We start from the raw sequence: 25,842 nt of genomic DNA, 5'->3' as shown, positions 1-25,842 counted from the left end.
GGTGGAAAACGTTGGTATGCCGGGTCGCTCAGCGGAGGGGGCCGGTGACGGACTCCGCGGCGGCGAGGACGTCGCCGTCGGTCACGGCCTGGTGGGCGCCCTCGATGTCGGGGGCCAGGAAGCGGTCCGGGCCGGGAGCCGCGTTGGTGCGGGCCGCGAGGGCCGTGATGACCGCGCCCGTGGCGGGCGAGGGCTCGAGCGGGGCCCGCAGCTGGATGCCGCGCGCCGCCGCCAGCACCTCGATGGCGAGGACCCGGCCGAGGGCGTCGACCGAGCGGCGCAGCTTGCGGGCGCCGGACCACCCCATCGACACGTGGTCCTCCTGCATGGCCGAGCTCGGGATCGAGTCGACCGACGCGGGGACGGCGAGACGCTTCATCTCCGAGACCATGGCGGCCTGGGTGTACTGCGCGATCATCAGGCCCGAGTCGACGCCGGGGTCGTCGGCGAGGAAGGGCGGCAGGCCGTGGTTGCGGGCCTGGTCGAGGAAGCGGTCGGAGCGGCGCTCGGCCATCGAGGCGACGTCGGCGGCGACGATCGCGAGGAAGTCGAGGACGTAGGCGACGGGCGCCCCGTGGAAGTTGCCGTTGGACTCGACGCGGCCGTCGGGGGTGACGACGGGGTTGTCGACGGCCGAGGCCAGCTCGGCCGCGGCGACGCGGGCGGCGTGCTCGACCGTGTCGCGGGCGCCGCCGTGCACCTGCGGTGCGCACCGCAGGGAGTACGCGTCCTGCACGCGGGTGCACTCCTCGGTGCGGTGCGACTCGCGGATCGGCGAGTCAGCCATGACGGCACGGATGTTGGCGGCCGATGCACCCTGGCCCACCTGCGGGCGCAGGGCGTGCAGGTCGGGGGCGAAGACGTCGTCGGTGCCGAGGAGTCCCTCGACGCTCATGGCTGCCGAGACGTCGGCGACCTTGAGCAGGTGGCGCAGGTCGTGGATGGCGAGCACGAGCATGCCGAGCATGCCGTCGGTGCCGTTGATGAGGGCGAGGCCCTCCTTCTCGGCGAGGACGACGGGCTCGATCCCGCTGTCGCGCAGGGCGGTTGCCGCGTCAGTGAGGGTGCCGTCGGCGAGGCGCACGGGGCCCTCGCCCATGGCGGCGAGCGCGCAGTGCGCCAGCGGCGCGAGGTCGCCGGAGCAGCCGAGCGAGCCGTACTCGTGCACGACCGGGGTGATGCCGGCACTCAGCAGGGCGGCATACGCCCTCGCGGTCTCGAGGCGCACGCCGGTGCGTCCGGTCGCGAGGGTCGAGAGGCGCAGGAGCATGAGGGCGCGCACGACCTCGCGCTCGACCTCGGGGCCGGCACCGGCCGCGTGCGAGCGCACGAGCGAGCGCTGGAGCTGGGCACGCAGGGCGGTCGGGATGTGGCGCGTCGCGAGCGCGCCGAAGCCGGTCGAGACGCCGTAGTGGGCGACCGTGTCGTGGGCCAGGTCCTCGATGACCTCGCGGCTGCGGGCGATCTCGGCCTCGGCCTCGGCGGACAGCTCGACCCGGGCGTCGTGGCGGGCGACGGCGACGACGTCGTCGATGGAGAGCGGGCCGGTGCCGACGGTGACGGTGCCGGCGAATGAGGCGGAGGCGGCGACGGGGGCGGGTGCTGCGTTCATGCCTCCATCGAACCGCCGAACGGCTGGCGCGGCGGCCCACGAGGGGGGACAATTGTCTCGGATGCGAGACTTGCTCGATCGTGGACTGGAGGTGGCCCACATGTCCAACGCCCCGGCCGCCGCCAACGCGCTCGACGTCCTCGAGCACCTCTCCCGCCACGCCGAGCCGGTGCCGGCCGCGTCCATCGCCCGCGACCTCGGGCTCCCCCGCAGCTCGGTCTACCACCTGCTCAAGGTCCTGCACAGCCGCGGCTACGTCACCCACTACGTCGAGGAGCGGCGCTTCGGCCTCGGCCAGGCGGCCTACGAGCTGGGCTCGGCCTACCAGCGGCAGGCGCCCCTGGCCCGCGTCGCCCGCGCGGCGATGCGCCGGCTCGTCGACCAGAGCGGCCGCAACGCCCACTTCGCCACCCTCGACGGGCGCGACGTCATCTACCTCCTCGAGGAGCGCGCGCCCGGGCAGCCGATGCTCGTCACCGACGTCGGCGTGCGCCTGCCCGCGCACCTCACGGCGAGCGGTCTCGCGATGCTGTCGGCGCTCCCCGCCACCCAGGTGCGCGCCCTCTACCCCGACCGGGCCTCCTTCGTGCAGCGCAGCGGCGGCGGGCCGCGGTCGCTCGCCGAGCTGCGGAGCGTGCTCACCCGCACGCGCACCGACGGCTACGCCCGCGAGGAGGGCACCGTGACGGCCGACCTGTCGTCGGTCGCCGTGCCCGTGCTCGACCGGGCGGGACGGCCGCTCGCCGCGATCGCCCTGACGCTGCGCACCCCCGACGCCGGCGCCGAGCACGTGGCCGAGCTCGTGGCGCGGGCCCGTCTGGCGGCCGACGACATCGCGCGCCGCCTCAGCCCCAGCGCCTCGTCCGGCCGTCGAGGTCAATAGGCTCGCACCCATGCGCGCCATCACGATCCCCGAGCCCGGAGACGCCGACAGCCTGCTCCTCGACGAGGTGCCCGAGCCCGAGGTGAAGGCGGGGCAGGTTCTCATCGACGTCGTCGCCGCGGGCGTCAACCGCGCCGACGTCATGCAGCGCCTCGGGCACTACCCGCCGCCGCCCGGTGCGTCGGAGTATCCCGGCCTCGAGGTGAGTGGCCGGATCGCGGCGCTCGGCGACGGCGTCGAGGGCTGGCGGATCGGTGACGAGGTGTGCGCCCTCATCGACGGCGGCGGCTATGCCGAGCAGGTCGTGGCACCCGCCGAGCAGGTGCTGCCCGTGCCGCGGGGCGTCTCGCTCATCGACGCAGCCGGACTGCCGGAGGTGACGTGCACCGTGTGGTCCAACGTCTTCCTCGTCGCCAACATCCAGCCCGGCCAGGTGCTGCTCGTCCACGGTGGCAGCTCGGGCATCGGCACCATGGCCATCCAGCTCGCCAAGGCGGTCGGCGCGCACGTCGCCGTCACGGCCGGCAGCCAGGCCAAGCTCGACGTGTGCCGCGAACTCGGCGCCGAGTTCCTCGTCAACTACCGCGAGGAGGACTTCGTCGAGCGGGTCCGCGAGCTGACGAAGGGGCATGGCGCCGACGTCATCCTCGACAACATGGGCGCGAAGTACCTCGCCCGCAACGTCGAGGCCCTCGCCATCAGCGGTCGTCTCGTGACCATCGGTCTCATGGGCGGCCGCACGGGCGAGCTCGACATGGGCATGCTGCTGGCCAAGCGCGCCGCCGTCATCGCCACGTCGCTGCGGGCCCGCCCCGCCACGGAGAAGGCCGCCATCGTGGCCGCCGTCCGCGAGCACGTGTGGCCCCTCCTCGAAGCTGGCGCGGTGCGGCCGGTCATCCACTCGCGGCACCCGCTCGAGCACGCCGCCGCGGCGCACCGCGAGATGGAGGCCTCCGGCCACATCGGCAAGATCCTCCTCACCACCTGAATCCGGTCGTGTCGGACTCGTCCCCTGACGCGTCCGACGCGACCGGCGTACCGTCGATCGATGGGCCACTTCGGCTCGAAGCGGCCCCCGATCGCAACGGGAGGTTCACGGTGTTCATCCAGGTCATCCAGGGTCGGTGCACCGACGCCGACGCCATCCACCGGCAGATGGACCGGTGGCGCGAGGAACTCGAGCCGGGCGCGCAGGGCTGGCTCGGCGGGACGTACGGCATCACGGAGGACGGCGAGTTCGTCGGCGTGGTCCGCTTCGACTCGCGGGCCTCGGCCGAGGCCAACTCGGCCCGCCCCGAGCAGGGCGCATGGTGGGAGCAGACGGCTCGGCTCTTCGACGGAGAAGCCAGCTTCCACGACTGCGACGACGTGACGATGATGCTCGACGGCGGCAGCGACGACGCCGGCTTCGTCCAGGTCATCCAGGGCCGGCTCAGCGACGCGGAGCGCTTCCGCCACATGATGGAGGGCCCGATGGACATGCTCCACGAGGCCCGCCCCGACATCATCGGCGGCACCATCGCGATCGACGCCGACGGCTTCTTCACCCAGACGATGGCCTTCCGCACCGAGGACGCGGCGCGCGAGGGCGAGCAGAAGAGCCCGCCCCCCGAGACCCAGGCGGAGATGGACGAGATGATGGCGCTGATGAGCGACGTCAGCTACCACGACCTCCACCACCCGTGGTTCGCCACGGCCGGCGCGCGCTGACAACCTCGCACCTGCCCGCCCTCGGGCTCGACCTGAGGGCGGGTGCCTCGTCGCGCCTGGACGCCCGTGCGACCTGACGGGGGACGCACGGGCCCCGACCATCCAGACCGGCGCGTGAGGCAGGATGGAGCGCATGAGCGACGACGCGAGCCGACAGGGCCAGGGCACCGACACCGACTCCCAGCGCGACGAGCCGCGCATCGTCGTCGTGACCCCCGACGGCATGGGCGTCGCGAACGCTCAGGACGACGACCCCGCCGATGGCAAGCACACCCACGCGGAGAGCCGCGAGGAGCGACGCGAGCGGGAGCGCACCAACCCGGCGGACCTCGTCGAGGAGCCGGCCAAGGTCATGCGCATCGGCTCGATGATCAAGCAGTTGCTCGAGGAGGTGCGCAACGCTCCTCTCGACGAGGCCGGGCGCCGCCGCCTCGCCGACGTGCACCACCGCTCCATCGAGGAGCTCAAGGACGGCCTCGCGCCCGAGCTCGTCGCCGAGCTCGACCGGATCGCGCTGCCGTTCCGCGACGACTCCCCGTCCGACGCGGAGCTGCGCATCGCCCAGGCCCAGCTCGTCGGCTGGCTCGAGGGGCTCTTCCACGGCATCCAGACGGCGCTCGTCGCGCAGCAGATGGCGGCGCAGCAGCAGCTCCAGCAGATGCGCGCCCTGCCGCCCGGCCCGGGCGTCACCTACGGGACGCCTCCCGGCATGCAGCCGGGCGAGCACCACCCGGGCGACCCGGGCCCCACCGGCCAGTACCTCTGACCCGAGGGTCAGAGCCAGCTGGAGCGCTCGCGCTCGGTGGGCACGACGCCCGTGTCCCACTGCGTGAACGGGGCCTCGAGCTTGTAGCGGAAGTCCGGCTGCCTCAGCAGGACCACGGGCTGGGCGTTCCCGGGGTTGTCGAGCGACTCGAAGTAGTCGACGCCCCAGTGGAACCACCGCATGCAGAAGAGCCGCATCGTCAGGCCGTGCGTCACGATCACGACGTTGCGCGGCGCGGCCGGCGTCTCGAAGTTGCGGTGCATCGACTCGAGGAACGTCGACACCCGGTCGTAGACGTCCGAGCCGGACTCCCCCTCGGTGAAACGGTAGAAGAAGTGGCCGTAGCGGTCGCGCTGCGCCTTCTGCTCGGCGATGTCGACGGGGTCCTGGAAGTTGGCCCAGTCCTGCTCGCGCAGGCGCGGCTCGACCCGCACGTCACCCGCAGCGACCGGCAGAGCCATCGCCTCGACCGTCTGCCGGGTGCGGACGTAGGGCGAGGCGTACACCTCCACCGACTCACCGTCGAGCACGTCCCGGATGACGGCACCGGTCTGGCGCGCCTGCTCGAATCCCTTGGGTGTCAAGCCGATCCGATGGTCGGGGACCCGCTCGTAGATGGTGTCGTCGAGGTTCCCCTCGGACTCGCCGTGTCGCACGAGGATGATCCGGGTCGGTCGGTGCTCGAGGCTCACCGCCTCAGACTACGGTCGCGACCACGCGCCGCCCACGGGGCGACGAGCAGCACGAGCCACGCGAAGCCGACGACGAAGCTCGCCACGAGGATGACGACCCCGGCCGACCCGCCGAGGACGCGCGGGCCGAGGACGAGCAGGACGGCATACGCCACGAGCGCCGTGACGACGACGGCCTTGCGACGAGTCGACCCCATGACTCCTCCTCGCTGCGTGCGCTGACGTCCTCATCGCAGCACGCCGACGTGAACGGGCGGCACCGTCCGGGTGACACGTCCCGGTCCGGTTAGGGTGAGTCGATGCGACAGGTGGGCGACCTGCTGACCGGTGACAGCCCCTGGCTGCGCCGGGCCTCGCACGTGCTCAAGTGGCTCGCGGTGCTCGCAGCCTGCTACCTCGGCGGGGTCGCTGCGACCAACCTCGCGCCGACCGTCGCCGAGACGTCGCAGTACCGCGCCGTCCTGCGCCTCGACCCCGTGCCGCGTCACTCCCCCGTGCTCCACGCGCCCACGATCGTCGGGGACGTCGACGTCCAGTTCGCCTCTCCCATCGTCGCGCCCGGCCTCGACGTGCAGGTCGCCGTGCGCGAGGAGATCACCAACCTCTTCACCCGGCCCAACGTCGACATCAAGGCCCTGCAGCCGTCCTCCGACGAGATCTCGTCGGCGATCGCCCAGGCGGGGGTCGGCGTCGGCATCCGCTTCGTCCTCGGCGCGACGGCCATCGCGGTGCTCCTCGCCCTCGCCTCGCACTACATCCGACAGCGCAACACCCGCCGCCACCACGTGATCTTCGTCGCGTCGGCGATGGTGGTGGCGACCGTCGTCACCTTCGGCGGGATCGCCCTGACCTACCAGCCGAGCCGCTTCGCGGAGTACCGCACGACCGGCGTCCTCGGCGTCGTCCAGCGCAACGCCGGGCTCCTCGCGGACGTCGAGGCGCGGGCCACCCAGGTGACGCCCTACTTCCGCAACCTCCTCGCGGTGACGCAGGCGCTCCAGCAGAAGTACGTCGCCGGCAACGTCAACGAGCCCGTCTCGGCCCGCTTCCTGCTCGTCTCCGACATCCACGGCGCGAACCAGTACGCCCTGATGCGCACGATCATCGAGGAGGAGGACGTCGACGCCGTCATCGACAGCGGCGACCTCGTCAACTTCGGCCGCGTCCAGGAGGGGGACGCCGCCGGCCTCTACGCCTCCATCCAGTCGCTCGGCGTGCCCTACATCTTCACGAGTGGCAACCACGACCAGTCGTCCCCGACCGACCGTGCGGTCCTCTCGCGCCTCGGCCGCATCCCCAACGTCGTGCTCCTCGAGGACGCCGCGGGGTCGCTGCGCGAGCTGACCTTCCACGGCCTGCGCATCACCGGCTTCAACGACCCGCGCTACTTCGGCGACGACAACGCCGACCCGACGGCCAAGGCCAAGCCCGCGGCCGACCGCTACAACGCGGCCGTGGGCGACCAGCCCGAGCCCGACGTCGTCGTGACGCACGAGCCGTATGCCGCCGAGCAGGTCGAGCGCGGGCGCCTGCTCGTCAACGGGCACATGCACACGCCGGCGATCGAGGGGAACCGGATCCAGGTCGGCACCTTCACCGGTGGAGGCGTCGTCTCGCACTACTCCGAGGGGCCGGGCGAGGAGCTCGACGGGCAGCCCTACTCCTTCGACGTCGCGCAGTTCGGCACGTCGTGCGAGCTGACCTCGCTGACGCGCTACTCGTTCCGCAACCTGCTCGAGGGGCGCCCCGCCTACGACAGCGTCCAGGTCATCAGCGGCGCCCGCATCGACCCCTACCGACCCGTGGCGCCGACCGTGCAGCAGCCGGGTCAGGACCAGCCGGACCCGGCCAGGCGCCTATGCAGCCGCATCGACGAGACGACGATGCGCTCCCTGCCCCTCGTGCCGCAGGACCCGGCGTCGCCGTCGACGACGACCCCTGCGGCCCCGACCTCCTCGACCCTCACCCCTTGAGGTCGGGGAACTGGTCGTCGCGCCACTCGTTCTCGGGCTGGCCCGCTCCGGCCGCCTCGAGGTCGCTCTCCCGGCCACGCAGCTCGACCCGGCGGATCTTGCCGGAGATCGTCTTGGGCAGCTCGTAGAACTCGATGCGTCGCACCCGCTGCCACGGCGCTAGCTTCTCGCGGGCGTGGGCGAGGATCGAGCGCGCGACGTCCTCGCCGGGCTCGTGGCCCGGGGCGAGGGCGATGTACGCCTTGGGCACGGCGAGGCGCACCGGGTCGGGCGCGGGCACGACGGCGGCCTCGGCGACGGCCGGGTGCTCGATGAGGACCGACTCGACCTCGAACGGGCTGATCTTGTAGTCGCTCGCCTTGAAGACGTCGTCGGTGCGGCCCACGAAGGAGATGTAGCCGTCGGCGTCCACCGAGGCGACGTCGCCGGTGTGGTAGAAACCGCCGGCCATGGCGTCGGCGTTGCGCTGCTCGTCACCCTGGTAGCCCGTCATGAGCGGCACCGGGTGCTGCGACAGGTCGAGGCAGATCTCGCCCTCGCGGTTGCCGTCCGAGTCCGGCTCTGTGACAAGGACATTCGTGATCGGGTCGACGACGACGACCGGGCAGCCGGGCAGGGGTCGTCCCATCGAGCCGGGCTTGACGGTCGAGCCGGGCGTGTTGCCGACCGCGGCCGTCATCTCGGTCTGGCCGTAGCCGTCGCGGATGGTCAGCCCCCACGCCTTGTCGACCTGGGCGATGACCTCGGGGTTGAGCGGCTCGCCGGCGCCGATGACCTCGCGCAGCGACCCCGGGCCGCCCGACAGGTCGCTCTTGATGAGCATCCGCCACACCGTCGGCGGCGCGCAGATCGACGTCACTTCGTGCGTGCGCAGGACCCGCAGCAGGGCGGCGGGGTCGAACCGGCTGTAGTTGTAGACGAACGCCGTCGCCTCGGCGGCCCACGGCGCGAAGAACGACGACCACGCGTGCTTGGCCCAGCCCGGGCTGCTGATGTTGAGGTGCACGTCGCCGGGCCGGAGCCCGATCCAGTACATCGTCGACAGGTGCCCGACGGGGTAGGAGCGCTGGGTGTGCTCGACGAGCTTGGGGCGGCTCGTCGTGCCGGACGTGAAGTAGAGGAGCATGCGGTCGTCGGGTCCGGTGCCGGGGTGCTCGGTGGCCGGGACGTCGAGGTCGTATGCCGCCTCGTGGCGCTCCCAGCCGTCCGTGGCGGTCCCCGCCGGGTCGGCTCCACCGACGGCGACGCGTGCGTAGTCGCCGGCCACGTCGTCGAGCTTGTGCACCTCGGACGCGTTGGTGATGACGGCGCGGGCGGCCCCCCGCTCCATCCGGTCGACGAGGTCGCCGGGGCCGACGGCGGTCGTCGTGGGCATGACGACGGCACCGAGCTTGATGACGGCGAGCATCGACTCCCAGAGCTCGACCTGGTTGCCGAGCATGAGGATCACGGAGTCACCCCGGCGGACACCGAGGGCGGCGAGCCGCGCGGCCACCTGGTCGGAGCGGCGGGCCATCTCGTCCCAGGAGTACGACCTCGACGACTCGTCCTGCTCGACGATCGTCAGGCAGGCGCCGTCGTTGCCCCGGGCGACGGCGTCGAACCAGTCGATGCCCCAGTTCCAGCGGTCCCCCACGTCGGGGAAGGTGAACTCGCGGACGGCGCGCGCATGGTCGCCACGCAGGGAGAGGAGCTCGTCACGGGCGGCCCGGTAGGTCGCGGTCACACCGGCTTCGTCGACAGTGGAGGTCATGACCCGACGATGCCACACGCGCCTGCGGTGCGGCAGAGGACGGCGACGAGCTCAGAGCGCCTGGTCGCTGCCGTCACCGAGGTCGCGCGGGCGGCGGCGCTCCTCGGCGAGTTCGGGCCGGTCGGGACGCCCGGACCGCTGGGGCGGGATCGCCGTGGTGTCGTCGTCGTAGCCGTCGTCACCGGACGCGGAGGCCGGGTCAGAGCCGGGGGCGTCGGCCATGCCGCGGCCGTGGGTGCGCCGGCGCAGGTCGTCCTCGTCGATGAGGCGGTTGATGAGCTGCTGGACCTCGTTGCTGCGCGGGATGTTCGTGAGGTTCTCGTCGGGGCTGTCGCCGGCCGACTCGATGTGCAGCGAGCCCGCGCCGATGATCCGGTCGACCACGGTCTGTTGGAAGCTCACGTCGGTGATCTTCGAGAGCGTGATGTCCTTGCCGTTCTTCGTCAGGATGCCTCGGCGCACCATGACGCGGTGCGAGGTGATGACGTAGTGGGTGGTGCGCCAGCGCAGGTAGGGCACGAAGACCGCCGGGACGGCGACGAGGACGAACACTGCCACGGCGATCCACTGGATCCGGTTGCCGGTGTCGTCGTCGGGGGTGGCGCGCGCGACGGTGATGCAGGCCGCGGCCAGCAGCAGGCCGAAGAGCGTGGGCACGACGACGGTGAGCCAGTGCGGGTGCAGGTCGCGCTCGACCTTCTCTCCCTTGGCGAGCACGTTCTCCGGGAAGCCCACGGTCATCCTCCTGTCGTCACGGTCCCCTCGGACCACACCTGTTGACGTTCAGCCTAGGCGGTCAGGCCTCTTCGTCGGCCGGGCCCGACTCGGCGAGGAGCCGCAGTGCGTCGGCCCGGGCCCGGCGGGTGGTCTCGCCCAGCCACTCGGTGCCGAGGTAGACGTGGTCGGGGCCCACGAGGCCGACGAGCCCCTCGGCCTCCATCTGGTGCAGGACCTGCCGGTTGTCGACGACGAGCTTGAGGACGCCGTCATGGGCGTGGAGCTCCCTCGCGTAGCCGCGGAGCACGTCGATGAGGGTCAGCCCGATCTGGTCGACCCCGCGCAGCCGGAGCACGACGACGGCGTGCCGCGACCCCTCGTCGACGCGCGGCAGCAGGGCCCGGAACGTCGGGGCGCTGGCGAAGAAGAGGGAGCCGTACGGCTGGAGCACGAGCACCTCGCCGCCCGGCACCGTGTCCGGTGGCTCGCCCTGGCGCACCCTCCCGTCGGCGTCGAGGTCGAGGCTGGCGACCCGCACCCGGTTGGACTGCTCGACGACGTGGAGCACGATCGCGAGGGCGACCCCGACGAGCACGGCGTACTGCACCGGGATGAGCAGGGTCAGCACGAAGGTGAGGGCGAGGACGACGGTCTGGACGGTCCCCGTGCGCATGACCGACTGCACCCTCGCCGGCTTCACCGCGCCGGCGCCGACGACCATGAGCAGCGCCGCGATGGACGGCAGGGCGACCAGGGCCACGACGTCGGCGAGCACGAGCACGACCAGTGCCATGACCCCGCCGGCGAAGCCGAGCGAGAGGCGCGTCCGGCCGCCCGCCGTCGCGACGAGCGACGACGCCGACATCGAGCCGCCGACCGGCATGCCCCGGAAAAGTCCGGAGACGACGTTGCCGACCCCTTGGCCGATGAAGTCACGCGAGGCGACGGACGAGCGCCCGTCGGGGTTGGGCACCGCAGCCGAGACCGCGGCGCCCTGCACGAGTCCGATGAACGCGAGCGAGACCGCGGGCAACGCGAGGTAGGGCACGTCGCCGAGCGACGGCAGCGCCGGCAGCGGGAGCGAGTGAGGGACGGCCGCGATGTCGCCGACGACGGCGACGTCCGCGTCGAAGAGCCACCCGAGCACGCCCGCGAGGAGGGAGCTCACGGCCATCGCGACCACGAGGCCGAGCGCGCCCAGGCGGGTCCGCTGGAGCCCGACGATGAGGACGAGCGTCACCACCCCGACGAGCAGGGTCATGAGGTCGATCCGCCACGGATGGAGGAGCAGGTCGAGGGTGCGCATGATCCGGTTGGCGCCGGACGTCTCGGCTCCCGTGAAGTCGCCGAGCTGCCCGAGCACGATGTTGACGCCGACGGCCGTGACGAAGCCGGTCATGACCGAGCTCGGCACGAAGCGGAGCAGCACTCCACCCCGCAGGAGCCCCGCCGCGATCATGACGACGCCGGTCAGGGCGGCCAGCGTCCAGAGCGCCCGCTCGGGGTCGGGGCGCGACCCCAGGTCGGCGTCGGCGACGACGAGCGACATGGCCCCGGTCGCCTGGACGGCCATGAGCGTGCTGCTCGTGAAGAGCGCGGCGCCCACCATGCCGTAGAGGTAGCCGTAGAGCCCCGCGAGCGGGTTGACGCCCGCGAGGACGCCGCTCGCCAGCCCGTCGGGGACGCTCTCGACGCCGAGCACGAGTCCTGCCTTGAGGTCGGCCAACAGCGATCGGCTCCTCAGCCGCGCCAGGGCTCGCGCTCCCGGGGTCGCTGCCCCCACGGGTGGATCAGCCGCCCAGGATGCGGGCCTTCTGCTGCGCCAGCTCCTCGTCGGTGAGGATGCCCTGCGCGTGCAGTGCCGCCAGGCGTTCGAGCGAGGCCAGCATGTCGTCGACCGCGGGGGCGGAGGGCGGTGGTGGCGGTGGCGGTGGCGGTGGCGGTGGCGGCTGGGTCGCGGCGGCCTGCGCCTCGGCGTCCGCGGCCTGCTGCGCCTTGGCCTGCTGACCCTGGTGCATCTTGCCGCTCACGGCGGTCGCGGTGCCGGCGACGACCGCCGTGCGGGCCGCCACCCCCAGCAGTCCGGGCCGTCCCCTGCGTCCCCTCATGACCCCTCCTCGGTCGACTCGGTCGACTCGTTCGACGAGATGGCCGCCAGGGCAACCTCGATGTCCTCGCGCGGCAGTCGCTCCATGACGAGCACCTGCCCGTCCAGCTCGCGCACCTCGGCAGCGATCTCGGACGCCCAGACGTTCTCCCAGGCGATGACGAGCACCGTCGTGCCGGGGTCCATCTCGGCGGCGATCGCGAGCGCGTCCTCCTCACCGACGAGGTCGGGCATGACGGTCGGGAAGCCGAGCAGCTCCTCGGCGCCCTCGGGTGACTCGGCGTCGAACATCAGCACGCTGCCGTCGTCGTCCTTGCGGACGAGGAGCACGTCGAGCACGCGCACGGCCCCTCGGTCGACGGCTCGCGCCACCGCATCGCGTATGCCGCTCTGCCGCAGCTCCCCACGGAATCCGATGACCGCCAGGTCCACTGGCCCGATGGGCCCCGTCGAGGTCGACATGGGACTCCCTCCCGGTTCGTGGCGGCGCCGTGCCGACGCCGCTCGCCTTCATGCTCCGGCGACCTGAGGTCAGGGGCATCACCCCGGCAGGGTGAGGCCCCCACGACGCCGCCGGTGCTGCCATGGATGCCATGACCTCACCGGACGCGCCGACCACCCCGACCGCGTCCGCGCCTGCGGCGCCACCGGTGCCGCGCGGCGTCCTCATCCTCGTGGCGCTGGCAGCGGGCTTCGTCGTGGCGTTCGGCATCCACCTCGTCTCCGGCATCCTGGGGCCGCTCTTCCTCGCGCTCGTCCTGACCATCGCGGCCTTCCCGGTGCGCAACGCCATGGTCCGCCGCGGTCTGCCGCACTGGCTCGGGACGCTCGCCGTCGTCGTCGCGATCTACCTCGGTGTCGTCGGCCTGGCCCTGCTCATCGTGGTGTCGGGCGCCGAGCTCGCGGGCCTCCTGCCCCAGTACGCCGACAACCTCGCGGCCATCGTCGCCGACATCACGAACTGGTTCGCGGCGCGCGGGGTGAAGCCGGAGCAGACGCAGGCCCTCGCGTCGTCGCTGGACCTCGGGCGTGCGAGCGCCGTCCTCACCTCGCTGCTCTCGGACATCCTCTCGCTCGTGACGAACCTCGTCTTCGTCCTCGCGCTCGTGCTCTTCTCCGCGATGGACGCGAGGGGCTTCTCCGAGACGCTCACCACCCTGCGCACCGAGCGTCCCGCGTTCGTCTCGGCCATGGGCTCCTTCACGCACGGCACGCGTCGATACCTCGTCGTGGCAACGGTGTTCGGTGCCATCGTCGCTGTCTTCGACACCCTGTTCCTCTGGTACATCGGCGTGCCCGGCGCGCTCCTGTGGGGCGTGCTCGCGTTCATCACGAACTACATCCCCAACATCGGCTTCCTCATCGGCCTCGTGCCGCCGGCGATCCTGGCGCTGCTCGACGGCGGGTGGGGCTCGTTCGTCCTCGTGGTCGTGGTCTACAGCGTCATCAACCTCATCATCCAGTCGGTGATCCAGCCGAAGGTCGTCGGTGACGCGGTGGGGCTCTCGGCCCTCGTGACGATCCTGTCCCTCGTCGTCTGGTCGCTCCTGATCGGTGCTGTCGGCGCCGTGCTCGCCATCCCGTTGACGCTGCTCGTCAAGGCCCTCCTCGTCGACGTCGACCCCGACACCCGATGGCTCGGCGGTCTCCTCGGGGACCGGCCCGCGTCCCCGTCCTGACCCGCCCGACGACGGGTCCGAGTGTTCGGGTCGCGGGGCCGGGGTGACGGCCCTACTGTCCGGTAGTGGGACGTGTGACGCGGGACACACCGTGGCCGACGGGTGCCGCCCCTCGCGGTTGCAGTGCTCAGCGTCAGCAAGCCTTCCACCCACAAAGGAGTGTGTCGTGAAGCGCAGGTCCCTCATGTCATCCCCCCGCCGGCGAGCCCTCGGCGCCGGCCTCTCCGCCCTCATCGGTCTCGGGGCCGCGCTCGCCCTCGGCGCCCCCGCCGTCGCAGCCGGCACGACCTACGTCGCCCTCGGCGACTCCTACTCCTCAGGGACCGGCACCCGGACCTACATCAGCGACGGCACGTCGTGCCAGCGCTCGGTCTACGCCTACCCCTCCCTCGACGCCTCGGCCCTCGGCCTGGCGCTGAGCTTCCGGGCGTGCTCCGGCGCGACGGTCGCCAACGTGACGAACACCCAGCTGTCCGCGCTCTCGAGCACGACGGCCTACGTCACGATCTCGGTGGGCGGCAACGACGCCGGCTTCTCGAGCGTCCTGACGACCTGTGCGCAGCCGAGCTGGCTGAGCAACTGCAACGGCGCCATCGACACCGCCCAGGGCACCATCAACAACACGATCCCCGGACGCCTCGCGACGCTCTACTCCTCGATCCGCGCCAAGGCCCCGAACGCCCGAGTCATCGTCGTCGGCTACCCGCGCATCTTCAACGGCGAGGACTGCAACGCCTTCACGTGGTTCTCGCCCACCGAGGAGTCACGCCTCAATGCGACCGCGGACCTGCTCAACTCGAAGACGGCCACGGCCGCCTCGAACGCCGGGTTCACGTTCGTCAACCCGACCTCGAAGTTCGTCGGTCACGCCGTGTGCGATGACGTCGAGTGGCTCAACGGCCTGAGCAACCCGGTCGGCGAGAGCTACCACCCCAACGTCGCCGGTCACCGTGACGGCTACGCCGTCGTGACGAAGCCGGCGTTCGGGCTCGCGCTCAAGCTGTCGGCCGCGCAGGCGGAGGCGAAGGCGGTCGCGTCCGCCGACTCGCTCGCCCGCGACGCGAAGCGGTATGCCGCCGTGGACCGCACGATCACGCCGGAGCGTTTCGTGGCTCCCGACCTCACGACGTCCGCGGCGCGCGCTGCCGCGGCCCGCGCCGGGGTCGACCTGAGCAGCCGCGCCAGCATCGACGCCGCCGACCGGCTCTACGCGGCTCGCCAGGACGCCGCGAGGCAGGCCGCGGCCACGCGGTGACCACGCGGTGAAGAAGTGGTGAGGTCGTCGGGCGTCGCCCGGACACGGCACCTAGTCTGACCGGGTGCGCTACGACGACATCATCATCGGGGCCGGTCACAACGGCCTCACGGCCGCCGCCTACCTGGCCCGCGCGGGAAGGACTGTCCTCCTCCTCGAGCGATCGGACCGGGTGGGCGGCGCTGCCGTGTCCGCCCGGGCCTTCGAAGGCGTCGACGCGCGGCTCTCGCGCTACTCCTACCTCGTGTCGCTGCTGCCGCGGCAGGTGCTCACCGACCTCGACCTCGACCTCCGGCTCATCCGGCGACGGTTCTCGTCGTACACGCCGGTCCCGTCGGACCCCGACCGCGGCCTGCTCGTCGACCACGGCGACGAGGCCGCGACCCGCGCGGCCTTCCGCGCGCTGACCGGCGGTGACGACGCGTATGCCGGGTGGAGCGACTTCTACGGGCGCATGGCCGCCGTGGCCGGACACGTCTTCCCCACGGTCCTCGAACCGCTGCGCTCGCGCGACGAGGTGCGCGCGCTCTCCGGTGACCCTGAGCTCTTCGACGCCCTGACGACCCGGCCCGTCGGCGAGCTCATCGAGTCGGTCACCGACGACGACACGCTGCGCGGCATCATCGCCACCGACGCCCTCATCGGCACGTTCGCCTCGCTCGGTGAGAGCGACCTGCGCCAGAACGTCTGCTTCCTCTACCACCTCATCGGCGGCGGCACCGGCGACTGGGACGTCCCCGTCGGGGGCATGGGCGCGCTCACCGACTCCCTTGCGGCAGCGGCCGTCTCGGCCGGCGCGACGATCGTCACCGGGGCGGAGGTCACCTCGGTCGACCCGTCGACGGGCGAGGTCGCCTGGTCCGGAGGGAGCGCCGGCAGCGGCAGTGCCGTCGGCGGCACCCTCGTCGCCGGCTGTGCGCCGGCCGTGCTCAACCGCCTGCTCGCCGCGGCCGGTGCCGACCCGGTCGACACCGAGCCCGAGGTCGAGGGCGCCCAGCTCAAGGTCAACATGCTGCTGACGCGGCTCCCCCGGCTCCGCGACGGCGCCGTCGACCCGGCGGCAGCCTTCGCCGGGACGTTCCACATCAACGAGGGCTACTCCCAGCTCGAGCAGACGTATGCCGCCGCGCGCGACGGGCACATCCCCGACCTGCCGCCGTGCGAGATCTACTGCCACACCCTCTCGGACCGCTCGATCCTCGGGCCCGAGCTCGCGGCCGGCGCCGCCCAGACGCTGACCCTCTTCGGCCTGCACCTGCCGGCCCGTCTCTTCCGCGACGACAACGAGACCGCGACGAAGGAGGCGCTGGCCGCGACCCTGCGCTCGCTCGACTCGGTGCTCGGTGAGCCGATCGAGTCGGTGCTCGCCCGTGACCGCCACGGCAACCCCTGCATCGAGGTCAAGAGCCCCGTCGACCTCGAGCAGTCGGTCGGCCTGCCCGGCGGCAACATCTTCCACCGCTCGCTGCAGTGGCCCTGGGCCGAGCGGGACTCCGAGGTGGGCACGTGGGGTGTCGAGACGGCATACGACAACGTGCTGCTCGGCGGAGCCGGGGCCCGACGCGGCGGCGGAGTCAGTGCGATCCCCGGCCACAACGCGGCGCGGGCGGTCCTCGGCTGAGGGCTAGTCGGGCCAGACACCCGAGCTGCCACGTCGGTGGCTGCCCATGAGATGGGTGTCGACGATGCCGACGGCCTCCATCAAGGCATACATCGTCGTGGGACCGACGAAGGCAAAGCCCTTCTTGCGCAAGGCCTTTGACAGCGCCTTGCTCTCGTCGGAGACGGTGGGCACCTCGGAGTGGTCGATCGGGCGCGGGGTGTCGGCGGGCCGGAAGCCCCAGACGAAGTCGACGAGTCCACCCTCGTCGCGCAGGGCAATGGTGGCCCGGGCGTTGGTGATGGCAGCCTGGATCTTGCCCCGGTGGCGGATGATGCCGGCGTCGCCGAGCAGCCGCTCGACGTCGGCGTCGGTGTAGGTGGCCACGACGTCGGGGACGAAGTCGGAGAAGGCGGCCCGGAAGTTGGGGCGCTTGCGAAGGATCGTCGCCCACGACAGTCCCGCCTGGAAGCCCTCGAGGCAGATCCGCTCGTAGAGGCCGCGCTCGTCGCGGATCGGCACCCCCCACTCGGTGTCGTAGTAGTCCATGAGGAGGGGGTCCACCGAGGCCCACGTGGGGCGGGCGAGCCCGTCAGCACCAACGACCGTCATGCCGCGACCCTAGGACAGCGCCCGGCGCATGACGACGCGGGGGAAGCCCCCGGAGACGGCGTCGGTGTCGGCCGCCTTGCTGAAGCCCGCTCTCTCGAAGAGGGCGCGGGTGCCGACGTACGCCATCGTCAGGTCGACCTTGCGCCCACGGTTGTCGACGGGGTAGCCCTCGACGGCCGGCGCGCCCTTCGCGCGGGCGTAGTCGACGGCGCCCTCGAGGAGCGGCAGGGCGATGCCCTGGCCGCGGTGGCCCGGGCGCACCCGGATGCACCAGAGCGACCACACGGCGAGGTCGTCGACGTGCGGGATCTTCGTCGAGCGGGCGAAGGGCAGCTCGGCGCGGGGGGCCACGGCGGCCCAGCCGACGACCTCGTCGCCGTCGTAGGCCAGCACGCCCGGCGCGACCCGGCGGCGCGTCAGGGCCCGGACGAACTCCCCGCGCGCCGGACCCACGAGCGCCTTGCTGGTCTTCGCGTCGATGCGGTGGCTCAGGCACCAGCACACGGTCGACGCAGGGTTCTTCGGGCCGAGCATGGTCGCGACGTCGCCGAACCGGGCGTGCGTGGCCGGCCGCACCTCGATGCTCATGCCGACCACGCTAGCCAGCGGTGGCGACAGCGCTTCGTCACCGCCACGGTCGCGAGGTGGATATGTTCGTTTTGTCGACGGAGCGTCACGGACGTCCGTACCGTGGCTGGACGGCATACGCCCGCAGTCACCTCGGAGGACCCATGCAGACCGCCACGCCCCTACGCACCCGCCTGGCGCTCGTCGCCGCTGCGTCCGCCGCGCTCGCCGCCGCCCCGGCGGTCGGGTCGCCGCAGGCGGCCGAGGCCGCGACGGTGAGCGTCCAGAACCAGGTCATCCAGCTCGTCAACGTGCAGCGGACCAAGGCCGGGTGCCGCGCGCTGGCGCTCGACGCGCGCCTCTCGCGCGCCGCGCAGGCGCACTCGATCGACATGGCGAAGCGTCGCTACTTCTCGCACACCAGCCTCGACGGGCGCACCTTCGCGCAGCGCATCCGGGCACAGGGCTACACCGGCTCGATCATCGGCGAGAACATCGCGGCCGGCTATCCCACGCCAAAGGCCGTCATGGACGCGTGGATGAAGAGCCCCGCACACCGGGCCAACATCCTCAACTGCCGCTACACGGCCATCGGGGTCGGCTCGGCGGTCGGTGGGCCCTACCGCTACTACTGGACGCAGGACTTCGGCGGCTGAAGCCCTTCTCTTGTGAGTACCCTTGTGGGTACGTACCCGATCGGGTACGGTCGAAGTATGGACGCGGTACTGCAGGCCTTGAGCGACCCGAGCCGACGCACGGTGCTGGAGATCCTGCGCGACCACGCGGCGACCGCCGGCGAGCTGGCCGACGCCCTGCCGATCGCCCGACCCGGCGTCTCGCGGCACCTGCGGGTGCTCCGCGAGGCCGGGCTCGTCGACGTGCGCCAGGAGGCGCAGCGCCGGATCTACACCCTGCGCCCGGAGGCGCTCATGGAGGTCGACGAGTGGTTGGACGGCTACCGGGCCCTGTGGCAGAACCGGCTCGATGCCCTGCACACCGAGATCGCACGAGGAAGGAAGGCACGGAAGTGAAGATCACCGGAACGATGCGCGCCCTCGACGACACCCGCGGCGCAGTCCGCGTGGAGGACGTCTACGACACCGACATCCACGACCTCTGGGAGGCTTGCACGAACCCCCAGCGGCTGGCCCGCTGGATCGCCGAGGTGTCCGGCGACCTGAGAGTGGGTGGGACGGTGCATGCCGTCTTCACGAGCACGTGGACGGGACCGGCGACGGTCGAGGTCTGCGACGCGCCGCACCACCTGTTGCTGACGACCGAGCCCGGCACCGACGACGAGAGCCAGATCGAGGCCTGGCTCACCGCCGAGGGTTCGCAGACCCGGCTCGTCGTCGAGGAGCGCGGGCTGCCGGTCGGGCAGCTCCACTTCTACGGCGCCGGCTGGCAGGTGCACCTCGAGGACCTCGGGCGGTCGCTGCGCACCGGCGGTCCGGTCCACCCCGACGGTTGGTCGGAGCAGACCGCCGCCCCTGCCTGGCAGGAGCGCTGGACGGCCCTGACCCCTGACTACGAGAACCTGACGGACCACTGATGTCCGACACGATCCGGTTCGACGGGACTACGGTCAACGCTCCTGACGCACTCGAGCTCGCGCAGTTCTACGCCGAGATCACCGGTGGGGTCGCGCGAGGCACGTCGCACTGGGCCGCGGTCTCCAGTGGAGACGCGTTCATCGCCTTCCAGCAGGTCGAGCACTTCCAGCCGCCGACCTGGCCCGGCGGCTCCACCCCGATGCACCTGCACCTCGACTTCCGCGTCGACGACCTCGAGGCGACCGGGGCGCGGGCCAGCGCGGCCGGAGCAACGCGTCTCGAGTTCCAGCCGAACGACCACTGCGTCGTCTACGCCGACCCGGCCGGCCACCCGTTCTGCCTGTCGACCTGGGGCGTCCGGCAGCTCTTCGACAGCTGAGAGGTCATGCTGCCCGGGTCGGCGACGCGTCAGGTCGGGAAGAGGTCGACGAGGTGCAGGTGCAGCGGTGCGCCGCTGGGGGCGGGGTAGCGCCGCCCGAGTCTGGCTGGTGGTCTGTGTCGGTCTGGCTGTTTCGGGTCGGCGCGGGGGTCTGGGTCGGGGGCCAGGGTGAGGTGTGGTGGGTGCGGGGTTGGTGGTCGCTGGGGTGGGCCGATGAGCAGCCCGGTGTCGGTGTGGAAGGTGAGGCCGTCGGGGTGGGTGGGGTCGCCGGTGAGGGTGAACTCGCCGCGGTGGTGTCCGTCGTGGTGGAACGGGCACAGGCCCAGGAGGTTGGTGGTGTCGGTGGGTCCGCCGTCGCGCCAGTGCTGGAGGTGGTGGATCTCGAGGTGTCGGGTGCTCCCGCAGCCGGGGAACCGGCAGNAGGAGGTTGGTGGTGTCGGTGGGTCCGCCGTCGCGCCAGTGCTGGAGGTGGTGGATCTCGAGGTGTCGGGTGCTCCCGCAGCCGGGGAACCGGCAGCCCCGGTCGCGGTCGAGGACCAGGATGCGGGTGCGGTGCGGGACGACGCGCTGGGCGCGGCCGACGTTGACGGGGTGCCCGTCGGTCTCCCAGACGGGGGTCAGGGTCCCGTCGCAGGTCAGGCCGTCGACGACCGGCTGCGGGAGCCGGGGGCGTCCGGTGAGCCAGCCGCCGTCGGTGTCGAGGTGGACCTGGACCCGGTATCTGGCGGACCGCGCCCGGCGCGCCGCCCCACCCGAACCGGCTGAACCGTCACGGCCCGCCGCCGTGGTGGTGGTGGCGGCGTCGAGGGAGCGGGTGGCGAGCACGGTCAGGGCGTCGGCCCACGTGACCAGGGGCTTGCCTGCGGCGGTGCAGCATCGGTCCGGGTGCAGCACGTCCCCGTTCAGGGCCCGCTTCTCGCCCTCGCTCACACCCTCGCGGTTGGCGGGGTCGTGGGTCAGGGTGTGGAAGAGGTGGTCCTTCGCCTCGGCCAACGCTGACTCGATGAGGGCGCCGACCTCGGCGGGGGCGACCCTCGCGGTTGGCGGGGTCGTGGGTCAGGGTGTGGAAGAGGTGGTCCTTCGCCTCGGCCAACGCTGACTCGATGAGGGCGCCGACCTCGGCGGGGGCGTCGTAGCGCAGCCGGAACCGCCCGTCCGCGTCCAGGCCCATGCTCAGGTGCGCGGGCTYGACCGGCGCGGTTTTCACCGGTCCCGACTCCGGGTCGTGCTGCTCGGGCTGGAGCTCGCCGGGCAGGCTGCGGCCGCGATCGTCGACGGTGTCGGGCTGCAGGGTGAAGTCGTAGCGGGTGACGGAGCGCTGCAGCCCGGTGACGCCGAAGAAGGCGGCCCAGCCTTCGGCCAACGCTGACTCGATGAGGGCGCCGACCTCGGCGGGGGCGTCGTAGCGCAGCCGGAACCGCCCGTCCGCGTCCAGGCCCATGCTCAGGTGCGCGGGCTTGACCGGCGCGGTTTTCACCGGTCCCGACTCCGGGTCGTGCTGCTCGGGCTGGAGCTCGCCGGGCAGGCTGCGGCCGCGATCGTCGACGGTGTCGGGCTGCAGGGTGAAGTCGTAGCGGGTGACGGAGCGCTGCAGCTGGGTGACGGTCGCGTGCTGCGCGAACTCGGCCACGGTCGCGTCGAACGCGGCCGGGGTGTGCCGGGCCACGACCGCGGCCTGGTCCAGGCTGATCCGCCCCTCCCGCAACGCCGCGGCGGTGGCGGGCAGCTCCCGGGCGCGGCGGGCGAGCAGGATCACCGCGGCCGCCTGGCCCCGGGACAGTCCGGCGCGGAGCATCAGCCAGTGCTCGGGTGAGCGCAGACCCGCGGCCTGCCAGGACCCGTCCGACAGGACGGTGGCGACGAAGTCGACGAGCCGGGCGTGCGCGTCGTGCAGGTCGGCGGCCAGGGACGCGACGTGGTCCCAGTCCTGCTCGATCTGCTGCGCGGTCCGGCTCTGCTCCATCCCCTGATCGTACAGGTGTTCGAACGACACGACAAGACTTGTCCACACGAAAACCACTGTCCCGCAACGGTTTACGACTCAACGGGACTCGCCGGACGGCATACGTCAGCGGCCGGACGGCCACTCATGGGTAAGGATGGGGCATGCCCGTGCCCACCCGACCGCCGACGCCCGACGACACGATCGGCGCGCGGGACCTCACCGCCTGGCACACGCGTTTCGGCCGCTGGCTCGTCGACGTCTTCGCCGCGCTCGCGCGGGCGTCCAGCCCCGCCGCGCGGCGCGTCGCGCGCTGGTCGTCGGCACACCTGGCGTTCGTCGTCTTCGCCGCCGTCGCCCTCGTCGTCATGGTCGTCCTCGTCGAGGGGATCGAGACGGTCTACGAAGGGGTGGTCGGTCGCGACGGACTGACCGCGATCGACCAACCGGTGCTCGACGCGGCGATCACACTCCGCTCCCCCGGCCTCGACTCGGCCGTCACCGCCTTCACGGACATCGGCGGCCCGGTCGGCATGCCGATCCTCGCCCTCGTCGCCGTCGCGATCATCACGTGGCGCCGCCGCCGGTGGACGCCGATCGTCCTCACCCTCATCGCCGCCGCAGGCTCGCTCGCCATGACCATCGTCGGCAAGAACGTCGTCGACCGGGCCCGCCCGCCGGCCTCGCTCGCGGTGCCCCCGCTCGAGGTGTCGCCGTCCTTCCCGAGCGGACACACCCTCAACGCCACCGTGCTGACGACGGTCGTCGTCTACCTGGTCCTGATCGAGACGACCGCGGCGTGGCAGCGCACGGTTGCCGTCTCGCTCGGCACGCTCTTCGTCCTGGCGATGGGACTCTCCCGCGTCTTCCTCGGGCACCACTGGCTCACCGACGTGCTCGCCGGCTGGCTCATCGGCCTCGCCTGGGCCCTCGCCGTCATCACGGCGCACCGACTCTGGCTCACCCTCCGTGAGCGACCCGAAGCGTTGCGCGGCGTCGAGCCCGCTACTCCTTGACGGCGCCCTCCAGAGAGCCGGAGATGATCCGGGTCGGCACCGGCTAAACCCCAGCCCCCAACCCAAGATCCACCGGGTGGATGTGCGTTGCGATTCGCCGACCCCGGTCAGCGCAAACGGGTTAGGTGGAGTCCTTCATCGGGGCGGCAGTACCGCACCGGATATCCGGAAGCTCGGACCAGACCTTCATCGCATGATCGGGGTCGGGCGCTACGTGCGTCGCTACTGGGTGCAGAAGCGCCCGCCACGTCCGATACTGGAGCGCTGTGAGGGGGGCCTGGAGAGCTAGATTCGCCCGATCCAGGAGGGTAAGCGGGGAATTCCTGGCGGCAAAGTCAGCCAGCTCACGCCGAGTTTGCAGGTGACTGATCTGAATGACTTCTTGCGCATTGAGAGCTCCGTCCCAAAAGAGCCACTGGACTCGGTCTTCAGGCCTCAAGCCTTTCAGAATCCTCTTGGGGAGGTGGTAGCGGCGGTCCTCATGGATCGCATGGGCCTTGAATCGGAATCTAAGCTCATTGTTCTCGATATCAACGAGCCAGCGATGATGGTAATGTCCGACATAGTTTCGCCCCTCAAGCCCGCGCACACTCTCAATCAAGCGCGAGGGCACCTCTACATATCCCCGCCTGGCTACTCTCGAGATCTCCGCACAAACATGAATGGGATCACGCACGTCCTCCAGGGTGTGCGAACAAACCGCAAAGTCGAACTCTTTGTCGGCGAACGGCAGAGGCGCGCCAGAGATGTCATGAACGAGCCATGACGAATCGGTGAAACGCTCCTTCGTACCGCCATCGCTGCCCCCCAACCCCCGCGACTCGTGTCCAAGGAGATCCACAACGACGTCTGCTCGGTTGAAGGGACGATACCAACCGCCCACGTCCAGAACCTTCCATTTGTCGCGAATGATCCGTTCCACATGCGCAACATTGGGCCCAAACATGGAGCGATACTACCAGCGAATCATTCTAGACCTCCGCTCAACAGGCAGTATGTGGTGTGGGCAGATACCATCGCCATAGCCAGACTACGGCTTAGTTCTCAATGAGGAGGACCTCCATGCGCATCCTACAGGTCTCCCACGCTTACCCTCCGACCTTTGGCGGGGTGGAGAGTCACGTGCATGACCTTGCGCACAATCTGGCCGGGAGGGGCCATGACATTCTTTGCCTGGTTGGCGGAGTCGACGACGGAGCGTCAGGTCGGCCACTGTCGGAGGTGCAGGTCGCTCATTCTTCCACGCTGACGGTCCAATCCCTTTTGGGCGTGGAGCGCGAAGGGCCGGCGAGCGTCTCAGCGGCCAGAGAGAGGTACCTACACCATCTCGATTCTATTGCGGACAACTTCCGGCCCGACCTGGTCCACATGCACAACGCACACCACTTCTCCTCAATGCCCGCCACTGCAACACTAAGCCGATTTGACGTCCCTTGCGTCAACACCGTTCACGATCGAGCTGGTGAACACATCTTCGCGGAGGTGCTCGATTTGCAGTGGGCTCATACTCTTTACGTGAGCGAGTACGTTGCCGAGGCCCTTCCGTCTTCGAGCCCGAATTCGATGATCTGGCTCGGCATTGACCTCGGAAGCTACACGCCAACGGGCGCAACTGACACGCGCTTCTCCGCGCTCGATGGTCCGGTGATCTTCCACCCTGCCCGAATGCTGGAGTGGAAGGGCCTGCATGTGAGCGTGAAAGCCCTTGCCGTACTGCGGCGCCGGGGCATCACGGCGTCGCTAGTGCTCTGCGGCTCAACGAACATTGTTGACGATCCAGCGCAACTATACGCATATAGATCGACACTGGAAGGCATTATCGCTGACCTTGACCTAGGGGACTTCGTCCACTTCATGGACTTTGAGCGAGGTCGCATGGCAGACGCTTACCGTGCTTCTGATCTTGTGTGGTACCCCACCATCGAACCAGAACCTTTGGGTCTTGCCCCTATAGAGGCCATGGCCACAGGTACTCCTGTGGTCGTGAGCGACGTCGGCGGCATGCGAGAAACCGTCCGCAACGAGCAATCGGGCCTATTGGTCAGAGCCGGCGACGAAGAAGCCCTCGCGGACGCCTCGGTGCGCGTACTGTCGGACCAAAAGCTTCGTGACCAACTCAGGTTGGGGGGGCTGCGGCGGAGTCAAGCCTTCGACCTCGACCTGTACGTGGACTCAATTGAGAGACTCTACAAGGAGTTGACAGGTGCCAAGCGCAAATGAAATCGGCATTTCCATATACCTCTCTGAGTATGAATCTCTTCGGCGCGAGATCGAGATGCGCGCCACCTTGTCATCGAGTCTGGTCGCTCTGGAACTGAGCGCCCTGGGAATCGGACTGGTTGCCGCTAAGGACCTGATCGATCTGTACGCGGGCCTCGCCTTTCTCTCTGCCATACTGTGGCTATTCTGGTTGGACCACGCCGAGCAGATATGGAAGCTTGCGACATACATATCGCTACAACTCCGGCCCGTTCTGGTCGAGACGGCCCCGCACGCGTTGGGCTGGGAGCAGTTCTTGCGCAACTTGGATTCCCGAAGAGTTGTTCGGTCGACAAGGAATGCTGCTTTCTACATAACTCTTCTCTTCGCATCGATGCCTCCCGTACTGGGAGTGGTGTTTGTTGCGGCCGCCGCACACCAGTCGAATGCTTTGGATCTTGTTATGGCTGGGCGTCTAGTAGCAGCAGTAGGAGTCTTCGCCCTTTGGGTCTACGCACTCGTGCAGTTCCGATCGTTTTCCGCCAGCCGCGACCAGATGGACAAGTGGATCCAATACCCCAGCACGTTTTGAAACACCCATGCCCGCGATGATTGCAGCCCTGCGTAAGAGCCGAACGACAAGATCGCGAACGGCGTCGCCAAACCGGATCAACATGGTCTGCCGACCAGCCCTCGGTCGGCCGGCGGGCTCGTCAAACGGCGCTCACGTTCTCCAGGGTTCTTGAGGAACACGCGCGCCTTGGCGAATAGCATGCCTTCTCGAGGTCTCGGCCGACGGCGCGGTCGAGGTGCTCAGCGCACCCGAC

General features: G+C 70.7%; 28 protein-coding genes. 15 read left to right on the top strand and 13 right to left on the bottom strand.

What is annotated here, in order from left to right; genetic code table 11:
• Nucleotides 1–28: 28 nt before the first annotated feature.
• The gene (hutH, locus tag ASD90_RS03295; RefSeq protein ID WP_056751607.1) at nucleotides 29–1,612 is read right to left on the bottom strand and encodes a histidine ammonia-lyase; all 1,584 of its coding nucleotides are present in this window, start codon (nucleotides 1,610–1,612) and stop codon (nucleotides 29–31) included.
• Between the two features lie 100 nt (nucleotides 1,613–1,712).
• Between hutH and ASD90_RS03290 the strand changes: the two genes are divergently transcribed.
• The 4 genes from ASD90_RS03290 (at nucleotide 1,713) to ASD90_RS03275 (ending at nucleotide 4,971) form a co-directional block, all read left to right on the top strand.
• Entirely contained in the window at nucleotides 1,713–2,495 is a 783-nt protein-coding gene (locus ASD90_RS03290) for an IclR family transcriptional regulator (protein ID WP_056751604.1), read from the top strand.
• A 10-nt stretch (nucleotides 2,496–2,505) separates the two neighbouring features.
• The gene (locus ASD90_RS03285) at nucleotides 2,506–3,483 is read left to right on the top strand and encodes an NAD(P)H-quinone oxidoreductase (RefSeq protein WP_056751601.1); all 978 of its coding nucleotides are present in this window, start codon (nucleotides 2,506–2,508) and stop codon (nucleotides 3,481–3,483) included.
• A gap of 110 nt (nucleotides 3,484–3,593) precedes the next feature.
• The gene (locus ASD90_RS03280) at nucleotides 3,594–4,205 is read left to right on the top strand and encodes a hypothetical protein (protein ID WP_056751599.1); all 612 of its coding nucleotides are present in this window, start codon (nucleotides 3,594–3,596) and stop codon (nucleotides 4,203–4,205) included.
• A gap of 133 nt (nucleotides 4,206–4,338) precedes the next feature.
• Complete coding sequence (locus tag ASD90_RS03275; RefSeq protein ID WP_056751596.1) at nucleotides 4,339–4,971, top strand: bacterial proteasome activator family protein; 633 nt, start codon at nucleotides 4,339–4,341, stop codon at nucleotides 4,969–4,971.
• 8 nt (nucleotides 4,972–4,979) lie between these two features.
• On the opposite strand, the gene ASD90_RS03270 is transcribed toward ASD90_RS03275, so the two are convergent.
• A complete protein-coding gene (locus ASD90_RS03270) occupies nucleotides 4,980–5,663 on the bottom strand; it encodes a histidine phosphatase family protein (protein ID WP_056751594.1) in 684 nt (227 codons plus the stop codon).
• Nucleotides 5,660–5,860, bottom strand: coding sequence for a hypothetical protein (locus ASD90_RS03265; RefSeq protein WP_056751592.1), 201 nt, complete (start codon nucleotides 5,858–5,860; stop codon nucleotides 5,660–5,662). Before ASD90_RS03265 ends, ASD90_RS03270 begins: the two co-directional genes overlap by 4 nt.
• Nucleotides 5,861–5,962: 102 nt before the next feature.
• On the opposite strand from ASD90_RS03265, the gene ASD90_RS03260 reads away from it, so the two are divergent.
• Complete coding sequence (locus tag ASD90_RS03260; RefSeq protein ID WP_235506368.1) at nucleotides 5,963–7,636, top strand: metallophosphoesterase; 1,674 nt, start codon at nucleotides 5,963–5,965, stop codon at nucleotides 7,634–7,636.
• Here ASD90_RS03260 and ASD90_RS03255 read toward each other — a convergent pair.
• From ASD90_RS03255 to ASD90_RS03235, 5 genes are all read right to left on the bottom strand, one after another.
• Nucleotides 7,626–9,389 carry an AMP-binding protein gene (locus ASD90_RS03255; RefSeq protein WP_056751585.1) on the bottom strand — a complete coding sequence of 588 codons (1,764 nt, stop codon included), beginning with the start codon at nucleotides 9,387–9,389 and terminating at the stop codon, nucleotides 7,626–7,628. The genes ASD90_RS03260 and ASD90_RS03255 overlap by 11 nt on opposite strands.
• Nucleotides 9,390–9,440: 51 nt before the next feature.
• A complete protein-coding gene (locus ASD90_RS03250) occupies nucleotides 9,441–10,130 on the bottom strand; it encodes a PH domain-containing protein (protein ID WP_056751584.1) in 690 nt (229 codons plus the stop codon).
• Nucleotides 10,131–10,185: 55 nt separating this feature from the next.
• Nucleotides 10,186–11,832, bottom strand: coding sequence for a SulP family inorganic anion transporter (locus ASD90_RS03245; RefSeq protein WP_235506367.1), 1,647 nt, complete (start codon nucleotides 11,830–11,832; stop codon nucleotides 10,186–10,188).
• 64 nt (nucleotides 11,833–11,896) lie between these two features.
• A complete protein-coding gene (locus tag ASD90_RS03240; RefSeq protein WP_056751577.1) occupies nucleotides 11,897–12,214 on the bottom strand; it encodes an SHOCT domain-containing protein in 318 nt (105 codons plus the stop codon).
• Nucleotides 12,211–12,675: a DUF6325 family protein gene (locus tag ASD90_RS03235; protein ID WP_157622966.1), complete on the bottom strand. Its 465-nt coding sequence runs from the start codon at nucleotides 12,673–12,675 to the stop codon at nucleotides 12,211–12,213. Before ASD90_RS03235 ends, ASD90_RS03240 begins: the two co-directional genes overlap by 4 nt.
• 122 nt (nucleotides 12,676–12,797) lie before the next feature.
• Here ASD90_RS03235 and ASD90_RS03230 point away from each other — a divergent pair, with 122 nt between their 5' ends.
• The 3 genes from ASD90_RS03230 (at nucleotide 12,798) to ASD90_RS03220 (ending at nucleotide 16,768) form a co-directional block, all read left to right on the top strand.
• Nucleotides 12,798–13,892: an AI-2E family transporter gene (locus tag ASD90_RS03230; RefSeq protein ID WP_082588447.1), complete on the top strand. Its 1,095-nt coding sequence runs from the start codon at nucleotides 12,798–12,800 to the stop codon at nucleotides 13,890–13,892.
• A 166-nt stretch (nucleotides 13,893–14,058) separates the two neighbouring features.
• Entirely contained in the window at nucleotides 14,059–15,147 is a 1,089-nt protein-coding gene (locus ASD90_RS03225; RefSeq protein ID WP_082588446.1) for an SGNH/GDSL hydrolase family protein, read from the top strand.
• A gap of 64 nt (nucleotides 15,148–15,211) precedes the next feature.
• Nucleotides 15,212–16,768, top strand: a complete 1,557-nt coding sequence (locus ASD90_RS03220) for an NAD(P)/FAD-dependent oxidoreductase (protein ID WP_056751571.1) — start codon at nucleotides 15,212–15,214, stop codon at nucleotides 16,766–16,768.
• A gap of 3 nt (nucleotides 16,769–16,771) precedes the next feature.
• On the opposite strand, the gene ASD90_RS03215 is transcribed toward ASD90_RS03220, so the two are convergent.
• Nucleotides 16,772–17,359 (bottom strand): DNA-3-methyladenine glycosylase I, encoded by a 588-nt coding sequence (locus tag ASD90_RS03215; protein ID WP_056751569.1) that lies wholly within the window; start codon nucleotides 17,357–17,359, stop codon nucleotides 16,772–16,774.
• Nucleotides 17,360–17,368: 9 nt separating this feature from the next.
• Nucleotides 17,369–17,947, bottom strand: a complete 579-nt coding sequence (locus tag ASD90_RS03210; protein ID WP_056754325.1) for a GNAT family N-acetyltransferase — start codon at nucleotides 17,945–17,947, stop codon at nucleotides 17,369–17,371.
• 143 nt (nucleotides 17,948–18,090) lie between these two features.
• Between ASD90_RS03210 and ASD90_RS03205 the strand changes: the two genes are divergently transcribed.
• From ASD90_RS03205 to ASD90_RS03190, 4 genes are read left to right on the top strand one after another with little or no spacing between them, the layout of a single operon-like run.
• Complete coding sequence (locus tag ASD90_RS03205) at nucleotides 18,091–18,582, top strand: CAP domain-containing protein (RefSeq protein ID WP_056751566.1); 492 nt, start codon at nucleotides 18,091–18,093, stop codon at nucleotides 18,580–18,582.
• Nucleotides 18,583–18,639: 57 nt separating this feature from the next.
• Nucleotides 18,640–18,957 (top strand): helix-turn-helix transcriptional regulator, encoded by a 318-nt coding sequence (locus tag ASD90_RS03200; RefSeq protein WP_056751563.1) that lies wholly within the window; start codon nucleotides 18,640–18,642, stop codon nucleotides 18,955–18,957.
• Nucleotides 18,954–19,478, top strand: a complete 525-nt coding sequence (locus ASD90_RS03195) for an SRPBCC family protein (protein WP_056751560.1) — start codon at nucleotides 18,954–18,956, stop codon at nucleotides 19,476–19,478. Before ASD90_RS03200 ends, ASD90_RS03195 begins: the two co-directional genes overlap by 4 nt.
• Nucleotides 19,478–19,858, top strand: a complete 381-nt coding sequence (locus ASD90_RS03190) for a VOC family protein (protein ID WP_056751559.1) — start codon at nucleotides 19,478–19,480, stop codon at nucleotides 19,856–19,858. The genes ASD90_RS03195 and ASD90_RS03190 overlap by 1 nt, the downstream gene beginning before the upstream one ends.
• Nucleotides 19,859–19,887: 29 nt before the next feature.
• Here ASD90_RS03190 and ASD90_RS24170 read toward each other — a convergent pair whose 3' ends face one another.
• Both ASD90_RS24170 and ASD90_RS24165 read right to left on the bottom strand, forming a co-directional pair.
• Nucleotides 19,888–20,238, bottom strand: coding sequence for an HNH endonuclease signature motif containing protein (locus ASD90_RS24170; RefSeq protein ID WP_235506472.1), 351 nt, complete (start codon nucleotides 20,236–20,238; stop codon nucleotides 19,888–19,890).
• A 389-nt stretch (nucleotides 20,239–20,627) separates the two neighbouring features.
• The gene (locus ASD90_RS24165; RefSeq protein WP_056751553.1) at nucleotides 20,628–21,821 is read right to left on the bottom strand and encodes a DUF222 domain-containing protein; all 1,194 of its coding nucleotides are present in this window, start codon (nucleotides 21,819–21,821) and stop codon (nucleotides 20,628–20,630) included.
• Between the two features lie 143 nt (nucleotides 21,822–21,964).
• Between ASD90_RS24165 and ASD90_RS03175 the strand changes: the two genes are divergently transcribed.
• Nucleotides 21,965–22,816: a phosphatase PAP2 family protein gene (locus ASD90_RS03175; RefSeq protein ID WP_056751549.1), complete on the top strand. Its 852-nt coding sequence runs from the start codon at nucleotides 21,965–21,967 to the stop codon at nucleotides 22,814–22,816.
• 121 nt (nucleotides 22,817–22,937) lie between these two features.
• Here ASD90_RS03175 and ASD90_RS22790 read toward each other — a convergent pair whose 3' ends face one another.
• Entirely contained in the window at nucleotides 22,938–23,762 is an 825-nt protein-coding gene (locus tag ASD90_RS22790; protein ID WP_082588445.1) for a methyltransferase domain-containing protein, read from the bottom strand.
• Nucleotides 23,763–23,863: 101 nt separating this feature from the next.
• Between ASD90_RS22790 and ASD90_RS24510 the strand changes: the two genes are divergently transcribed.
• Together ASD90_RS24510 and ASD90_RS03165 are read left to right on the top strand one after the other, a co-directional pair.
• Complete coding sequence (locus tag ASD90_RS24510) at nucleotides 23,864–25,036, top strand: glycosyltransferase family 4 protein (protein ID WP_082588444.1); 1,173 nt, start codon at nucleotides 23,864–23,866, stop codon at nucleotides 25,034–25,036.
• On the top strand, nucleotides 25,020–25,607 hold the full coding sequence (locus tag ASD90_RS03165) for a hypothetical protein (RefSeq protein ID WP_056751543.1): 588 nt from the start codon (nucleotides 25,020–25,022) through the stop codon (nucleotides 25,605–25,607). Before ASD90_RS24510 ends, ASD90_RS03165 begins: the two co-directional genes overlap by 17 nt.
• Nucleotides 25,608–25,842 lie beyond the last annotated feature (235 nt).

It is taken from the genome of Terrabacter sp. Root181 (assembly GCF_001428505.1).
GTDB lineage: Bacteria > Actinomycetota > Actinomycetes > Actinomycetales > Dermatophilaceae > Terrabacter.
This window is presented reverse-complemented; position numbering and strand designations above follow the sequence as displayed.

Excerpts from the sequence above, each read along its gene's own strand:
- hutH (WP_056751607.1), bottom strand. The coding sequence starts at position 1,612 with ATGAACGCAGCACCCGCCCCCGTCGCCGCCTCCGCCTCATTCGCCGGC.
- ASD90_RS03290 (WP_056751604.1), top strand. The coding sequence starts at position 1,713 with ATGTCCAACGCCCCGGCCGCCGCCAACGCGCTCGACGTCCTCGAGCAC.
- ASD90_RS03285 (WP_056751601.1), top strand. The coding sequence starts at position 2,506 with ATGCGCGCCATCACGATCCCCGAGCCCGGAGACGCCGACAGCCTGCTC.
- ASD90_RS03275 (WP_056751596.1), top strand. The coding sequence starts at position 4,339 with ATGAGCGACGACGCGAGCCGACAGGGCCAGGGCACCGACACCGACTCC.
- ASD90_RS03265 (WP_056751592.1), bottom strand. The coding sequence starts at position 5,860 with ATGGGGTCGACTCGTCGCAAGGCCGTCGTCGTCACGGCGCTCGTGGCG.
- ASD90_RS03260 (WP_235506368.1), top strand. The coding sequence starts at position 5,963 with ATGCGACAGGTGGGCGACCTGCTGACCGGTGACAGCCCCTGGCTGCGC.
- ASD90_RS03255 (WP_056751585.1), bottom strand. The coding sequence starts at position 9,389 with ATGACCTCCACTGTCGACGAAGCCGGTGTGACCGCGACCTACCGGGCC.
- ASD90_RS03250 (WP_056751584.1), bottom strand. The coding sequence starts at position 10,130 with ATGACCGTGGGCTTCCCGGAGAACGTGCTCGCCAAGGGAGAGAAGGTC.
- ASD90_RS03240 (WP_056751577.1), bottom strand. The coding sequence starts at position 12,214 with ATGAGGGGACGCAGGGGACGGCCCGGACTGCTGGGGGTGGCGGCCCGC.
- ASD90_RS03235 (WP_157622966.1), bottom strand. The coding sequence starts at position 12,675 with ATGTCGACCTCGACGGGGCCCATCGGGCCAGTGGACCTGGCGGTCATC.
- ASD90_RS03230 (WP_082588447.1), top strand. The coding sequence starts at position 12,798 with ATGGATGCCATGACCTCACCGGACGCGCCGACCACCCCGACCGCGTCC.
- ASD90_RS03215 (WP_056751569.1), bottom strand. The coding sequence starts at position 17,359 with ATGACGGTCGTTGGTGCTGACGGGCTCGCCCGCCCCACGTGGGCCTCG.
- ASD90_RS03210 (WP_056754325.1), bottom strand. The coding sequence starts at position 17,947 with ATGAGCATCGAGGTGCGGCCGGCCACGCACGCCCGGTTCGGCGACGTC.
- ASD90_RS03205 (WP_056751566.1), top strand. The coding sequence starts at position 18,091 with ATGCAGACCGCCACGCCCCTACGCACCCGCCTGGCGCTCGTCGCCGCT.
- ASD90_RS03200 (WP_056751563.1), top strand. The coding sequence starts at position 18,640 with ATGGACGCGGTACTGCAGGCCTTGAGCGACCCGAGCCGACGCACGGTG.
- ASD90_RS03190 (WP_056751559.1), top strand. The coding sequence starts at position 19,478 with ATGTCCGACACGATCCGGTTCGACGGGACTACGGTCAACGCTCCTGAC.
- ASD90_RS03175 (WP_056751549.1), top strand. The coding sequence starts at position 21,965 with ATGCCCGTGCCCACCCGACCGCCGACGCCCGACGACACGATCGGCGCG.
- ASD90_RS22790 (WP_082588445.1), bottom strand. The coding sequence starts at position 23,762 with ATGTTTGGGCCCAATGTTGCGCATGTGGAACGGATCATTCGCGACAAA.
- ASD90_RS24510 (WP_082588444.1), top strand. The coding sequence starts at position 23,864 with ATGAGGAGGACCTCCATGCGCATCCTACAGGTCTCCCACGCTTACCCT.